Origin of the sequence: Bifidobacterium castoris (assembly GCF_003952025.1) — a bacterium.
Lineage (GTDB): Bacteria > Actinomycetota > Actinomycetes > Actinomycetales > Bifidobacteriaceae > Bifidobacterium > Bifidobacterium castoris.
Genome location: NZ_QXGI01000009.1, coordinates 89490 through 104249 on the forward strand (window position 1 = coordinate 89490; position 14760 = coordinate 104249).

At 63.4% G+C, this 14760-nt stretch carries 12 protein-coding genes, 1 tRNA gene and 1 pseudogene; 4 read left to right on the forward strand and 10 right to left on the reverse strand.

The features are described from left to right. Positions 1-347: 347 nt before the first annotated feature. Positions 348-1631, forward strand: coding sequence for an IS1249 family transposase (locus D2E22_RS09100; protein WP_241218368.1), 1284 nt, complete (start codon positions 348-350; stop codon positions 1629-1631). Here the strand turns inward: D2E22_RS09100 and D2E22_RS09105 are convergent. Beyond that, a tRNA-Lys gene (locus D2E22_RS09105) sits at positions 1597-1670 on the reverse strand. The two genes, D2E22_RS09100 and D2E22_RS09105, sit on opposite strands and share 35 nt — an antisense overlap. Positions 1671-2144: 474 nt before the next feature. Continuing rightward, positions 2145-3149 (reverse strand): flagellar basal body-associated FliL family protein, encoded by a 1005-nt coding sequence (locus D2E22_RS10810; protein ID WP_126032795.1) that lies wholly within the window; start codon positions 3147-3149, stop codon positions 2145-2147. A gap of 522 nt (positions 3150-3671) precedes the next feature. Here D2E22_RS10810 and D2E22_RS11020 point away from each other — a divergent pair. Next, a pseudogene (locus D2E22_RS11020) lies at positions 3672-3737 on the forward strand (zinc-ribbon domain-containing protein); the annotation flags it as partial. A gap of 228 nt (positions 3738-3965) precedes the next feature. Next, positions 3966-6440: a hypothetical protein gene (locus tag D2E22_RS09115; protein WP_241218364.1), complete on the forward strand. Its 2475-nt coding sequence runs from the start codon at positions 3966-3968 to the stop codon at positions 6438-6440. A 135-nt stretch (positions 6441-6575) separates the two neighbouring features. On the opposite strand, the gene rplI is transcribed toward D2E22_RS09115, so the two are convergent. The 4 genes from rplI to rpsF all read right to left on the reverse strand — a co-directional run bounded on the left by rplI (position 6576) and on the right by rpsF (position 8312). After that, positions 6576-7022: a 50S ribosomal protein L9 gene (gene rplI, locus D2E22_RS09120; RefSeq protein WP_126032797.1), complete on the reverse strand. Its 447-nt coding sequence runs from the start codon at positions 7020-7022 to the stop codon at positions 6576-6578. Positions 7023-7040: 18 nt separating this feature from the next. Continuing rightward, complete coding sequence (rpsR, locus tag D2E22_RS09125) at positions 7041-7289, reverse strand: 30S ribosomal protein S18 (RefSeq protein WP_024540215.1); 249 nt, start codon at positions 7287-7289, stop codon at positions 7041-7043. A 76-nt stretch (positions 7290-7365) separates the two neighbouring features. Further along, positions 7366-7983, reverse strand: coding sequence for a single-stranded DNA-binding protein (locus D2E22_RS09130; RefSeq protein WP_126032798.1), 618 nt, complete (start codon positions 7981-7983; stop codon positions 7366-7368). 41 nt (positions 7984-8024) lie between these two features. Next, on the reverse strand, positions 8025-8312 hold the full coding sequence (rpsF, locus tag D2E22_RS09135; protein ID WP_024540213.1) for a 30S ribosomal protein S6: 288 nt from the start codon (positions 8310-8312) through the stop codon (positions 8025-8027). Positions 8313-8617: 305 nt separating this feature from the next. Between rpsF and D2E22_RS09140 the strand changes: the two genes are divergently transcribed. Beyond that, positions 8618-9631 carry a ribose-phosphate diphosphokinase gene (locus D2E22_RS09140; protein WP_126032799.1) on the forward strand — a complete coding sequence of 338 codons (1014 nt, stop codon included), beginning with the start codon at positions 8618-8620 and terminating at the stop codon, positions 9629-9631. 72 nt (positions 9632-9703) lie between these two features. Here the strand turns inward: D2E22_RS09140 and D2E22_RS09145 are convergent, their stop codons facing one another. The 4 genes from D2E22_RS09145 to D2E22_RS09160 form a co-directional block, all read right to left on the reverse strand. Continuing rightward, positions 9704-10687 carry a ribokinase gene (locus D2E22_RS09145; protein WP_126032800.1) on the reverse strand — a complete coding sequence of 328 codons (984 nt, stop codon included), beginning with the start codon at positions 10685-10687 and terminating at the stop codon, positions 9704-9706. Positions 10688-10794: 107 nt separating this feature from the next. After that, positions 10795-12270, reverse strand: a complete 1476-nt coding sequence (locus tag D2E22_RS09150; protein WP_126032801.1) for an MFS transporter — start codon at positions 12268-12270, stop codon at positions 10795-10797. Positions 12271-12319: 49 nt separating this feature from the next. Further along, the gene (locus D2E22_RS09155) at positions 12320-13276 is read right to left on the reverse strand and encodes a nucleoside hydrolase (protein WP_126032802.1); all 957 of its coding nucleotides are present in this window, start codon (positions 13274-13276) and stop codon (positions 12320-12322) included. A 194-nt stretch (positions 13277-13470) separates the two neighbouring features. After that, entirely contained in the window at positions 13471-14502 is a 1032-nt protein-coding gene (locus D2E22_RS09160) for a LacI family DNA-binding transcriptional regulator (protein ID WP_241218366.1), read from the reverse strand. Positions 14503-14760: the final 258 nt, after the last annotated feature.

Consider the following 14760-nt stretch of genomic DNA (forward strand, 5'->3'; position numbering starts at 1 on the left):
GTCTCCTCATCCGTTATGGTGCCACACCTGGCGCACTGGATGGCGAACATTTAATTATCCCTTGTTGCTTAATGTCCCTCTGATAATCCTCAGGATTATAATCTATTGACATTACGAACCATGCGGAATCCTTATCTTTACGGTTCAGTCGCAAATAGAGAACACGGCATATAGGTCAAAATGTGTTGATTATGCTGGGGGTTTGCCGTTGCGGCAGTAGGCGTGTCGGGGTGTCTTTTTCGGTTTTCCCGTAAATAACCGCGTTTCGCGCCGGTTCGGGGCCGTTGGATTGTGTCATGAGAACACGATCGAAGCGGGCCCGCAAATGCCCGGTCTGCGGGCTGCCGATGCGCAAGAACGGGCACGACCGAAACGGCCGGCAGCGTTGGCAGTGCGACACCTGCAAGGCGACGACGACCGCCACCATCGAGTCGCGGAGCCGCGTGTCCCTGCTGCGCGCCTTCCTGGACTGGCTGCTTGAAGCCGCGCCCCAGCGGCGGCCGGGATGCGACGCGCATACCTTCCGGCGACGCAGCGCATGGTGCTGGGACCTATCGCCGCGTATCCACCCCGACGGCGTGGTGCACCACGTGGTCATGGCCGACGGCACCTGGGTGAACGGCTGGTGCCTGCTGACGGCGATCGACGGCACGGACGGCGAGGTGCTCGCCTGGCAATGGTGCTCACATGAGAGCACCGCCGCCTACCAGGCCCTGTTCGCGCAACTCACGCCGCCCGACGTGCTCGTATGCGACGGCATGAAAGGCATCCTCAAAGCCTGCCACGAAGCATGGCCGGACACGCGGATCCAACGCTGCCTGGTGCGCGTGCAGCGCGACACGAGAGCCGACCTGACCTCCAAACCCAGATTGCAGGCCGGACGGGAGCTCGAGAGACTCGCCGACATACTCACCCGCGTCCATGACGCCGACGCCGCCGTCAGGTGGGGCGGGGCCCTCAACGCGTGGCACGAACGCCGCAAGCGCATGCTGTCCGAACGCACCTACGCGAAGGACACCCCGGACGACCCCAGGGCGGCCACGAGCAGGGGCGGATGGTGGTGGACCCATTTGCCATTGCGCCGCGCCTACCTGCGGCTCGAGCGCCTCTTCAAGGACGGCACGCTCTTCTGTTTCCTCGACCCGGCACTGAACACGCTCGGCCCTGTGCCGCGTGACAGCAACCGGCTCGAAGGCAGTATCAACGCCGCGCTCAAACGCATGCTCGTCAACCACCGCGGCCTTCCCGAGGCACACATGCGCCGCGCCTGCGAATGGCACTGCTACATGCACAGCGCCAGACCCGACCCAACCCGGCCCGCATCCTCAAACAACACGACCAGGACGCCAAGATCCCCACCGTCAATGATGACAACAACGAACCAACCGTCCAACCCACCCTCGGCACCGGCATCGACTGGAACGAATTCCACAACCACACCCGCTACCCCAACAGCACCGACTAGGAGTCTAAATCAACACAAAATGACCTATATGCCCTATATGCCGAAGATCTCATGGATGACACCCTTGTCAACCAGTTTGACCGTAAATACAAAGAAACCCCGGCCGATACTCGGCCGAGGCTTCTTGCGGGTGCCCCCTCAGGGATTCGAACCCTGGACACGCTGATTAAGAGTCAGCTGCTCTAACCAACTGAGCTAAAGGGGCGTTGGTTCGTGAACCGAGAGATAAATATACTCAGATTTCCCCGTCACGCAACCTTCGGCGTGTCGTTTTTACAAAACCCTTGATTTCCAACGATTCCACCATCCCTCACCCCAATCATCGAACATCGCCTCAGCCCCGCCCATACGCGCTCCATCCCTCCACGGATCAGCACATCTTCACAATTTCTTCACATTTGTCCTCCGCAACCGCCCACCGCAACGCTGCAGACCCCACGCCCCTCGCCATCCATCCCTCGCAGCAGCGCTACACCTCTCCATCGAAACACGCCCACGCACACGCCACATACGCGAAAGGCGGCGCGCAGACGACGAATATCCCTTTTGCTTCGTCGTCGGCGCTCCGCCTTTCACCCAAGCGCAACCGCACATCCAAGCACAGTCGTGCACCCCAAGCGCAACCGCGCGCCGCCTTTCGCCACGCGCGCCCCACGACCGCTACGTCCGGATCATCTGCCTACTTCAGATCCACGGCGATGCAATCCTCGGCCGCGTATCCGTTCGCCGAGCACCATGCCGTCGCGTCATCGGCCCGGGAGAAGCTCTCGCCGGAGAGAATCACGTAGTAGTCGGCAGCATGCCCATTCTTCGTGTAGTTGTAGTAGTCGGCCGCCCAGATGAGGATCGCGTTCGAATGCTTGTAGTGCATCTTGAGGAACTGCTCGTAAATGTCCGTGTATTTCCAGGCTTTCCCGTCGATGTTCATATTGTATTTCTTGCTCGACAGCTGCGTCGTGTAGTCCGAATAGAACGGCGATGCCAGCGACGAGTCGTCGTCGAGCTGCCGCTTGAGCGCAAGCTGCGCGTAGCGTTCGTTGTCGACGGCGGCGATCGACGCACCGCCGAGCGCGGCCGCCACGTCGCCCGACGCGTTGCCTTCGCCCTTCTGGTTGACCTGCCAGACGACCTTCGCGTTCGTCGGCGACGTGATCTCGTCGGCCGGCTGCCAGTGCTGCCGCGAGTTGAACGCGATCTGCGCGCTCGCCTCGCCGTCCTCGAAGTCGATCGGCTTCTTCGAGAAGTCGTAGACGGCCGCCGCGATGACGTCGCCGTCGCCGTTCTTCACGGTGATCTTGACGTTCGGTTCGGCGTAGCTGCCCGTCTCGCATGATTTCGCGGACAACGAGAGCGTCGCGATAAGCGAATTGCCGCTTGCGGTCAGGTCGTCGACGTCGACATCCGGCGTCGCCGTGCACTTCGCGTCCTTCTCCTTGTCATCCTTGTCGTCCTTGTCGTCTGCATCGCCCCCGTCGTCCGATGACGTATCCTCGGTGTCCGCCGGCGCTGTCTGCAACGACGACACCTCCTGCGGCGCCGCATCGTCGTTCGCGCGTGTCGACTGCCAGATCCAGAATCCGATCGCCGCGAGCATGATGACGACGAGCACGATGAGCGTGATGAGCAGTCCCCGGTTCGATTTCGGCTTCTTGCCGCCGGCGCTCGGCGGCGTCGTCGGAGGCATGGACGGCGGCGGGACGGCGGCCGACATCGGCATCGTGGACTCTCCGGCCGAAGGAGCGGCCGGCGACGCGGACAACGGAGCGGCCTTCGGCCCCGCGACCGTTTCCTCATACAGCGACGGATCATACGCAGGCGCAGGGGGCATGGCGCCGCTCGCCGCCGCTCGCGGCGCAGGCGGCGCCACGGACGGCGGAGTTATGCCAGCGACGCGCGTCGCGTCCGGCATCGCCGTTCCCTGTTGCAGCCGTGCGCCGCAGTTCCAGCAGAAGCCTTCCCCGTCCCCGACCTGCTGTTGGCATTGTGGACATTGCATGCTCGGTCACTTCCCTTCCTCAAGGCCGCCGTCGGAGCGGTCGGCATCGTCCGTTCGTTCAAGGAGTCCTTCCGGTTCCTTCCCCTTCCAAATATAATATGGACCTCATATATGGACCATATGCCCCAATTCGCCGTTGTGCGTGGATCTCTGCATTACAATCGGCACTATGGGGACACCCCGTTGAATAAAGAGAGAAGGAGCACCCAGATGTATTGTCCGCAATGCGGCTCAATCGTCCCGGCCGGTTCGCAGTTCTGCCCGTCGTGCGGAACGCCGGTGAACCAGCAGACGCAAACCGCCGTTCCTCCGCAGCCGGCGGCGCCAGCCGCCCCCTCCTACCCCGCTGCGCCTCCACCCGGCCCTCAGCCAGCACCGGCACCGCAAGCCGCTCCCGTCACTCCGGCTATGCCGGCGGCTCCAGCAACCCCGGCCGTGCCACCCGTCCCGGGCGCTCCGATGGGCGCCGCGCCCGCACCCCAACCGGTCACGCCAAAGGCGCCGGTGCAGATCACGCCGCAGCAGCTTGCCGCCTTCGGCACCTCCGCCGGCATCGGCATCGGCGCCGCGATCGTCATGGCGCTGCTCGGCATGCTCATTTCGTGGAGCATGCTGCAGAATCTGATCGACTCGGCCGATCTGAGCGAACCGTTGACCAATCTCAACTTCTTCCATCGTCTGGGCGTCTATCTCGCGCTTGGAGCCTCCGGCTCAATCACCGCGAAAATGGGGATGGGCGGTAGCGTGGTGGGTTCCGCCTCCGCCTCCGTGCCGCTGTCATGGATCGGCTATGCGCTCGCCATCGGATGCGCGTTCGGCGCGTTCCTGATGGCGCGCAGGGCGGCGATCCGCTTCCGCTGGGTCGGTGTCGTCAGCGCCTTCGCCGTCGGCATCGTCTCCGGTCTCGTCATGCTGCTGCTCACCGCGATCATGCGCTACTCCTATACCGAGGATACGAACTTCATCACCGTGTCCGGAGCGACGTTCCGCACCTTCGCGATGGTGTTCGTCCTTGCGACCGTCGGCGCGCTCATCGGCTATTTCCTCGCCGACACGACCGCCGACGAGTCGAACGTCTTCACCGCCGCATGGACCTGGTCACATCGCGTCCGCGGCTTCCGGCGCACCGTCGTCGAAACGGCGGCCTGCTACGTCGTCGTGTCGACCGTCGTCGCGCTCATCGTCATGATCGTCGCATCGTCGAAGATGAGCGGCCTCACATCAGGTGCGGGACCGCTGTGGGCCTTCCTTCCGCTCGTGCTGCCGGCGCTCGGCGCCTGGAGCGTCGTCATCGGCTCCTTCGGCGCCATCGAGTTCGGTTCCACCGGCGCGAGTCCGATATCGATCTCGCTGTTCGGCTCCGATGCGATGGCGACCTTCGATTACACCTGGGCCCTGTGGCTGATGTTCGTCCTCTATCTGCTGTGCGGCTTCTATGTCGCGTTGCGCGCCGCCGCACGCAACGCCTACGACCCGTATTACGCCGACTGGAGGTTCTGCTGGCAGGCGCCGGCGTGCTGGCTGGCGTTCTGGCTCATCACACCGTATCTGTTCATGGCGGTACAGGGCGGCGGCGGTGGCATCTCGAGCTCCTCCGGCATGACCTACCAGATCGTGCCGGCGCTGTGGTTCTGCCTGATCGCGGCGCTGTGGTCCTTCATCATCGAAGTCGTCGCCCGTCTGCTTGGGCCGACCGTCATCCAGTCGCTGACCGGCATCTGGCCGGTTCTCGTCGGCGGCACCGTGCGTCCGGGGCTGCGTTCGACGCGCCACGACCCGCACGAGGTCGTCTTCGCCGAATCGGTGACGATGGCAGCGCAGGCCGGCGTCGCGAGCGCGACCGAAGCCTTCGCGACGCCCGTTCCCGGCGCCCCGCAGGCGCCTGTTCGCGGCGGCATATCTGCGATGCCCAGGTCGGGCGACTCCCTGATCGCGCCCGCCGTGCCTGGCGCCGCGACGGTCGCCGCGACACGCAAGCCGATGTCGCCGAAGACGAAGATGTGGCTCATCATCGGCGGCGTCGCCGTCGGTCTGGTCATCATCCTGTCGATCGTCTTCTCGGCGCTCAATTCGTCGACCTTCAGCGCGTCGGCCACGGCGAAGCAGTACATCGCGGCGATCGAATCGGGCGATTTCAACGGCGCGAACGGCATCGCCAAACCGCAGGTCAAGAACGACCAGATGAAGCTGCTGTCCAATGACGCCGTGCCGAAGGAGGGCCGCATCTCCAACGCGCAGGTCATCAGGGAGAAGGCGAACGGCAATTCGAAGATCGTCACCGTCTCGTACACGCTCGACGGCAAGGAGGTCACCCATGACCTCAAGATGATCAAGCGCGGCAGCAAGGCGCTGTTCTTCACCGACTGGGGCGTCGCCGAGCCGATGACGACGACGATCTTCGTCTCGAAGCCCGAGGCGATCTCGGCGCTCGCCGTCAACGGCGTCGAGGTCACCGAGAAGAACGCGAAGGGCACGGACAACGGCATCTGGTCGTTCACCGTGTACCCGGGCACCTACAGCGTGTCGGCCGGCAAGTCGAAGTATCTGACGTCGGAGGCCTCGCAGATCGTCGCGAGCGGCGATGAATCGTCGTCGGATTCGCGCACGGTCCTCTCCGTCGAGGCCACCGACGCGTTGACCGAGGCGATCCAGCAGAAGGTGAACGAGAAGATCGACGAATGCGAGAAATCCACCGATCTCGAGCCGAAAGGCTGTCCGTTCAGCGCGTACTCCTATGGCGACGATAAGAACATGCGCAACTTCACATGGTCGGTCACCGACTACCCGCAGGTGGAGGTGGACACCGACTACGGCACGTTCCAGACCGACTACGGCATCAAGGTCAAGTACACCTACGAATACAGGAGCTCGGACGGCTGGGAACCGAACGACGGCAGCACGACGCTGTCGGCGATGTCCGGCATCTTCAGCGTGGACGGCGACAAGCTCACGATCGAGCTCGACGACAGCGACGACTGAGCGTGCGCGCAATACAAGGAAGCCCCTCGCAGCGAATCGGCTGCGAGGGGCTTCCTCATTGCTTAAGCTCAGACGGTATCAGGTCTGTGGATGGCCGCATGGCACGGATCGGACGCCGTCCATGCGGCCGGCGCATCACTCGGCGACGACCTTCACGAAGAAGTTCGCGGTGATCTCCGGGTGCAGGGCGACGGTGGCCGGGAATTCGCCGGTCGTCTTGATCGACTCGACGGTGATCGCCTTCGAATCGACCGCGACCTTGTCGGCGAGCGCCTTGGCGATCTGCTCGTTCGAAATGCCGCCGAAGAGCTTGCCGGATTCGGAAACCTTCGCCGGGATCTCGACGGCGATGCCCTCGATGATGCCCTTGGCCTCGACGGCGCCCTCACGGGTCGCGACGGCCTTGGCGAGGCGGGCGCGCTTCATGGCCTCGGCCTGAGCGGCGGCGCCCTTCGACCAGGCAAGGGCGTAGCCCTGCGGGATCAGGTAGTTGCGGGCGTAGCCGAGCTTGACCTCGACGATGTCGCCGGCATGGCCCAGATTGTTGACGGACTGCTTGAGAATAACCTTGGTGGTTGCCATCTTCAACTCCTCCTAGAATCAGCGGCCGTTGGTGGCGTACGGCAGCAGGGCCATCTCGCGGGCGTTCTTGATTGCCTTCGAGATCTCGCGCTGCTCCTGCACGGTGACGCCGGTGATGCGACGGGAACGGATCTTGCCGCGATCGGAGATGAACTTGCGCAGCAGCGCGACGTCCTTGTAATCGATCTCGGTAACCTTGGCAGCCTTGAGCGGGTTCGGCTTCTTCTTGAACGGCTTCACCGGCGGCTGCGGCCTCTTGCGTGACATCTATGGTCTCCTTACAAATGAAATGATGTGGTGCTGTGGTATTGCGGATGTTGGGTTCGGTGTGCGACCCGGGGCTTTAGAAATCGTCCTCGTCGCCGTTGCCGCCGAATTCGCTCGTCCCGAAGCTGCCGAAGCTCGAGCCCGAGGACTGCGAGGACTCGCCCCACGGATCGGTGGCCGGAGCCTGCTGCTGCGGAGCGCCATAGCTGCTCGCGCCGCCGTTGTAGGCGGCTCCGCCCTGATATCCTCCACGGCTCGCATTGCCGGCGGGGGCGTTGTTGTAGCCACCCTGCTGGTTGCCGACGAAGCCGGAGCTCGCGGACTGGCGCTGGACCTGCGCGGTCGCGCGGCGCAGCGAAGGACCGATGTCCTCGACGCGCAGCTCGACGACGGTGCGCTGCGAGCCGTCCTGCGCCTGATACGAGCGCTGCGTCAGACGGCCCTGAGCGATGACGGACATGCCCTTGGACAGTGTGTTCGCGATGTTCGACGCAAGCGAGGTGCGTGCCGAATCCCACGCCGAGCAGTTCATGAACAGCGTGTCGCCGTCCTCCCACTGGTTGGTGTTCCGGTTGAACGTACGCGTGGACGAAGCGATGGTGAAGTTGACGACCGTCGAGCCGCTGCCCACGGTGCGCAGTTCCGGATCGCGGGTCAGATTGCCCGTGATCGTGATGATGGTTTCACCTGCCATGTCTTGCCTGCCTATCCTTGTGCAAAAACCCTACAGCGGAATTACTTACGGATGATCTTCGTGCGAACGATCGCTTCGTTCAGATTCATGACGCGGTCAAGCTCGTCGCTGACCTGCGGTTCGCAGCTGTACGTCACGACGACGTAGTTGCCTTCGTTCTTGCCATCGATCTCGTAAGCGAGCTTGCGGCGTCCCCAGATATCGATGTTCTCGACGGAACCGCCTTCCTTGGTGACGATCTCCATGTGCTGATCAGTCAGCTTCTTCAGACCGTTATCATCCAGTTCAGGATCGGCAATGAACATCATTTCGTACTTATGCGCAGACATCACCCACCTCCTTCGGACTTTCGGCCACGGACGTTCCGTGACAGGAGTGTGTATGCGTTGTGCCGTGTCCCGGGGCGCCGTTGCGGCACGCCCGATTCAGAGCAACTTTCATAGCATAGCCGCAAAGGAGGACACCTCCGGCCGGCGCATGCGCCTCCGCTTCCGCGCGTTTCGCCGCGCAAGACCTCGCGCAGCGCCCTTCGCACCGCGCCATGGGCCGAACGGCGGCCGCCGCACATACAGCCACATTGTTATATTGGTGTTGCTTGAACCACGGGTACTCCCACGCATTTGAAAGGCGAACCATGTCTGCAGTTCTCGAAGGCACACCCGATAAACGACTCGCACTCGTCACCGGACGCGCCTATCCGGAACAAGCTGAGGAAACCGCGCACTATCTGGGCACCGAGGTCCTGCCAACGACGGCCTACGACTTCGCGAACGGCGAGATGTACGTGCGGTTCACCGAGCCCGTCCGCGGCGCCGACGTGTTCATCATGCAGGCGCATACGCAGCCAATCAACAAATGGATCATGGAGCAGCTCATCATGATCGACGCCGCCAAACGCGCATCGGCGCGTTCGATCACCGTCGTGGCGCCGTTCTTCGGCTATTCGCGTCAGGACAAGAAGCATCTGGGCCGCGAACCGATCACGGCGAAGCTGATGTTCTCGCTGCTGCAGGCGGCCGGCGCCGACCGCGTCATGACCGTCGACCTGCACGCCGCGCAGGAGCAGGGCTTCTTCAGCGGCCCGGTCGACCATCTGACGGCGATGCCGGTGCTGCTCGGCTACATGCGCAACCGTCTGCCGCTCGACAACACGACGATCGTCTCCCCCGACGCCGGCCGCATCAAGGTCTCGGAGCAGTGGGCGGCGAAGCTCGGCGGCCTGCCGCTCGCCTTCATCCACAAGACCCGCGACACGACGCGTCCGAACCATGCGGTCGCCCACGGCATCATCGGCGATGTCAAGGGCCGCGACTGCGTCGTCGTCGACGACATGATCGACACGGCGGGCACGATCTGCGAGGCCGTCCGCACGCTCCACGAGCACGGCGCGAAGTCGGTCACGCTCGTCGCGACGCACGGCCTGCTGTCCGGACCGGCCGTCGAGCGTCTGCGCGACAGCGGCGCGAAGGAGATCGTGCTGATGGACACGGTGCCGATCCCCGAGGAGAAGCGACTGCCGAACATGACGGTGCTTTCGACGGCGCCGCTGCTCGCCGCCGGCATCCGTTCGGTCTTCGAATCGCGTTCCGTCTCGAATCTGCTCAACGGACTGCCCGAGGACATGCGCACACGCAACATCTACGCGTGACAAACGGTCGTATGGATGAGGGCGGCCCGTCCCAATTGGGACGGGCCGCCCTCATCCATACGACCGTTTGTCTCAGCGCTTCAACGCGAACATGTCGCGAATCTGCACGCTCGTGCCGTAGGACGCCTGCGCCCCGTAGCCGGTCGCCGCATAGGCGGATACGTACGAGGCGAGCCGCGCGGCCTCCCGCAGCGTCATGCCGGAGGCGAGCGCCGCAAGCACGGTGCCCATGAAGGAGTCGCCGCAACCGGTGGTGTCCACGGCGGCCACACGCACCGGCGGGATGCGGACGATGGGTTCCTGCGCGTCCTCATCGAGCACGACCGAGCCGTCGCCGCCCAGCGTGACGATCGCCTGCCGGAATCCGAAGTCGTGCAGCCTGCCCTGTGCGTAGGTCCAATCGAAGCCGTCCCAGTCGTCGTCCTCGGGTTCTTCGATGTGCAGCAGCTGTGCGAGCTCATGCTCATTGACGAGCAGGATGTCGGCGTTGGCGATGAGCTCGGCGGGCAGCTGCGGCAGGAAGGGCGAATCGTTGACGAGCACCTTGACACCGGCCTCATGGCACATCCTGGCGCATGCGGTCACCGTCTCCAACGGGCTTTCCAGACACAGGCCGAGCACCGAGGACGCGGTGAGCAGATCCCGCTGCGATTCCACGTATTCCACGCTGACGTTGGCGTTGGACCCCGGCGAGTAGACGATCGTGTTCTCTCCCGTCGAGTCCACGGTGATCACGGTGGTGCCGCTGGGGCCCAGCACCTTGCGTATGCCGTTGGTGTTCACACCGGCGTCGGCGAGGCTGCCGAGCAGGAAATCGGCGTTGGCGTCGGAACCGACGGCCCCGAACATGCGGACCGTGGCGCCGAGCTTCGCCGCCGCGGCGGCCTGATTGCCCGATTTGCCGCCGGGCAGCACCTGCAACGGCCCTCCGGTGACCGTCTCGCCCGGCCCGGGAAGACGTTCGGTGGTGACGGTGTAATCCGCGTTCATCGATCCGACGACCGATACCGAACCATGGATGCGGTCAAGCAGATCGAGTGTCTGTGCGGTGTTCATGAGCTCTCCTTTTTCCTGTGCGTTCATTGTGCCGTGCTCTCGGCCGGGCGTTGCATCGGAGGACAGGGCGTCCGCTCGTCATATCGGCGGGGACGCCCCAGACCACGTCACTTGACGGGGTCGAGCACCTCCAGGACCTCCTGCGGCTGGTCGACGGTCTTCTGTTCCTGTGCGCTCTCACCGGCGTAGATCCTCTTGTGGAACACGATGAACCAGATGAGGCCGAGGGCGACGACGCCGGCGGCGATGAGCAGCAGGTTCGAATAGACGGCGGCCGGGCCGGTCGCGCCGATGAGCGATCCGCCGCCGAGCGTGGTCGCGCCCAGCTGCGCGCCGAAGACGGCGATGCCGATCGAGGCGGTCACGTTCATCACGAGATCGTTCATGCCGACGCCGCGTCCGGACTCATCGACCGGCAGCGTGTCCAGCACGGTGGAGACGACAGGCGAGTACATCAGGCCGCAGCCGGCGTAGAACACGCAGGCGAAGACCGTGAGCAGCGTGAAGTTCGTGTTCACGCACAGCGCCGAACCGACGAATCCGCACATCATGAACAGCGATGCGAGCACGATGGCCGGCGTGCGGCCGATCTTGCCGACAATCCAGCCCGAGGTGGTGCCGAAGACGGCGGCCACGATGAAGGCCCACACGATGTACTGGGAGACCTGCGTCACGTCCATGTCGTACAGCGCGCCGCCCATGCTGTTGAAGATCGGCGAGACGCAGTAGTTGGTGAAGTAGAACAGCACGATGAGCATGATGCCCGCGAGCCAGCGCGTGTTCTTGAAGAACGCCGGTGTGATGAACGGATCGTCGGCCTTGTTGATGTACACCGCGAAGATCACGAACAGCGCGGCGCACACGCCAAGCATCCACCACTTGTTGTACGAGAAGAACAGCGAGAGGAAGGCCGAGGCGAGGCCGAAGATGACGAATCCGACCCAGTCCACATGCTGCGAGCCGCCGCGGTGGTTCGGCAGCAGGTGCAGCAGGAACGGCAGGAACACGATGGTGACGGCCGGGATGAGGAACAGGTACTGCCATGCGATCGAGGTGAGCAGGCCGGCGGCGAAGACGCCGATGGCCGCGGAGATCTGGTAGCCGGCCGTGAACAGGCCGAAGAAGATCACCTTGAGTTCCTTCTTCAGGTACTTCGTGGCGATGACCAGATAGACGGAGCCCGAGACCTGCTCGCCCGCGGTCTGCAGCATACGGGCGATGATCACCGTCCACAGGTTCTTCGTGAAGAAGAAGTTCGCGATGAACCCGAACAACGATCCCACGAACAGCGTGACCAGGCCGAATACGATCAGTTTCTTGAGCGAGACGAAATCGCCGAGCGAACCGTAGATGAAGCAGACGATGCCGAGCACGATGCTCGGCAGGCTCGTGATCAGCGCCGCCTGTTCCGGCGCTCCGACGTCGTTGCCGATGTTGGTGAACACCAGGTTGAAGCCCTGCAGGCACAGCGTGCCGAGGATGAAGGTGATGAGCAGCAGGATGAGGGCGTGCACGGCCATCTTGTTCTGCGCTTCGAGATCCGGCGCGTCCTGCTTGACGGCATTGTCAATTGTGGCACTCATGATTGGTCCTTGTGTGATACGGGAATGATTGCGGTTGGAGGCGCGGGGCTCAGACGGCCTGACGCGCGACGTTCGTGATGCGGGTCATGAATTCATCGAGGAACCTCGGCACATCGACGCCGAGCGCGACGCCCATCGTCTTGTGTGAATCGTTGAGACGCTCCTCGTCGCCGATCGTGCGGCCGCGGGTCGGACCCTCGACGTCGACCTTCATGTTGATCGGATGGAGGGTGACAAGCGTGGGATCGACGGCGACGCCGACGGCGAGCGGATCGTGCAGCCCGCAGCCGCCGAGGTGCGGCGCCGTGGTCTCATAGGCCTTGATGTAGAAATCGGTCATGTCGGCGAGGAACGTGCCCGCCGCATTGCCCAGATCGCGCCAGGTCCGCGTCTCCTTGTAGGTGAGCAGCGTCTGCAGCGTCACGTCGAGGCCGACCATCGTCGCATTCTTCGTGTGGCGGAATACGTAGTCCGCGGCATCCGGATCCTGCGAGATGTTGGCTTCAGTCCACGCGTTCACGTTGCCCGGCACCGTCAGCGCACCGCCCATGAACACGATTGAGCCGAGCTGGTCGGCGATCTCCGGCGCCTTCTTGAACGCGGCGGCGATGTTCGTCTGCGGACCCGTCGGCACATAGACGAGGTCGTCGCCGTAGGTCTTCGCCGCGTCGATGATGAAATCGACGGCCGGCTCGCTTTCGGCCTCACGGTCCGAATCCGGGATGGCGACGTCGCCGATGCCGTTGTCCCCGTGGATGAACGAGGAGACCGGGAGCACTTCGAACGAATCCTTCGTGCTCGCATGGGGCAGACCCTTGTATACCGGGACCTCGGGATGTCCGAGCAGGTCGGTTATCGCGAGTGCATTGCGCACGCCCTGCTCCATGAGCACATTGCCGTAGGTGCCGGTGATGCCGATGAGTTCGATTTCCGGGCTGCCCAACGCGTAGGAGATGGCAAGCGTGTCATCGACACCGGTGTCCAGATCCAAAATGAGCTTCTTCATCGCTTCGTCCTTCCTTCTTCCTTGAAATACCACGTCGTCGTCGACGAAGTTGAACTGTTGGCTGCCGCTCTTTGATAAAACGTTTTATCAAAGGACTACGTTCATCATAGACCATCGTGCGAGGTTCTGCCAAAAGAAGAATGGAAGCGGCGTGTCCCCTTCCGGCGTCGATGCCGCCGGGCATGACGCGCCGCCTATGCGACTGTCTCGCCGGCGACGAGCTGCGGGGTGAGTAGCGACGTCCGCGTCGCCGTGACGCAATCCTTCCCGGTGTCATGCCGCCGGATATGGCGGTACAGGCACTCCCAGCTGCTCACAGCGAGCTTGTGCACATCCTGCTCGATCGTCGTGAGCCTGGACGCCATGCCGAAGCGCCGCAGGATGTTGTCGTATCCGATGATCGACAACGCCTCCGGCACATGCAGGCCGAGCTCGGCGAGTCGCTGCATGACGCCCATCGCCATCAGGTCGTTGCAGCAGAACAGCGCGGTCGCGCCGAAATCAAGCACACGGTCCGCAAGTGCATAGCCGCTGCCGAAACGGTAGTTGCCGTTGAGCACCAGGATGTCATCGTCGGTGATGTGATGGCCGTGCAGGACATCGACGAATCCGCGCATGCGATTGCCCGCGTTGACGTCATCGGCCTGCCCGCTGATGCACGCGAAGCGACGATGGCGCGCCTCGAGCAGCCGTTGCGCCGCGAGCCTGCCGCCCTGCGTGTTGTCGAAGGCGACGCCGTCGCAGATGCGCGCCGTGACGAGACGGTCGATGAGCGTGACGGGGCAATGCGCGTCCGCGATCTGCCGCTGCAGCTGCCGTGTGTGGCGGTACGACTCCAGTGACGGGATGAGCAGCATCCCGTCGATGTCGCGAGCGAGGTAGTTCGACATCAGCGCGCTTTCGTTCGCGCGCAGATCGTTCGAATTGGACAGGAACAGCGCATAGCCGGCTTCGTGGCACGCCTCCTCGAGATGCCGCGCGAGCGACGCGAAGAACATGTTCTCGATGTCCGGGACGATGAGCGCGATCAGATGCGTCTCGCTCGTGACGAGGCTGCGCGCGTTCTCATTGACGACATAGTTGAGCCGCGCGGCGATGTCCCGGATGCGTTGCTGCGTCTCCTTGGCGATGCGCGACGGCTTGTTGTTGAGTACGAGCGAGACCGCCGCCGGCGACACTTCGGCCTCCTTGGCGATCTCCTTGAGCGTCACACGTTTACGCATCATTCCCCGATTCGATGGCTGCCGTGATCCGTCCACGACAGGACAATGGCTGTCGTATTCCATTGTAGGGCCATACGATGCATCATGCCTTCGCGAAAAGGCGAAGGCATATATGGGTGTTTTGTTTTTGGGTTGGATATGGGAAGAGCCCGCCGTGGTGGTGGGCTCTTCGTGTGAAGTGTGGGTGCGGCGGCGTGCTACTCTCCCACACCCTGTCGGGTGCAGTACCATCGCCGTGCCAGGTCTTAGCTTCCGGGTTCG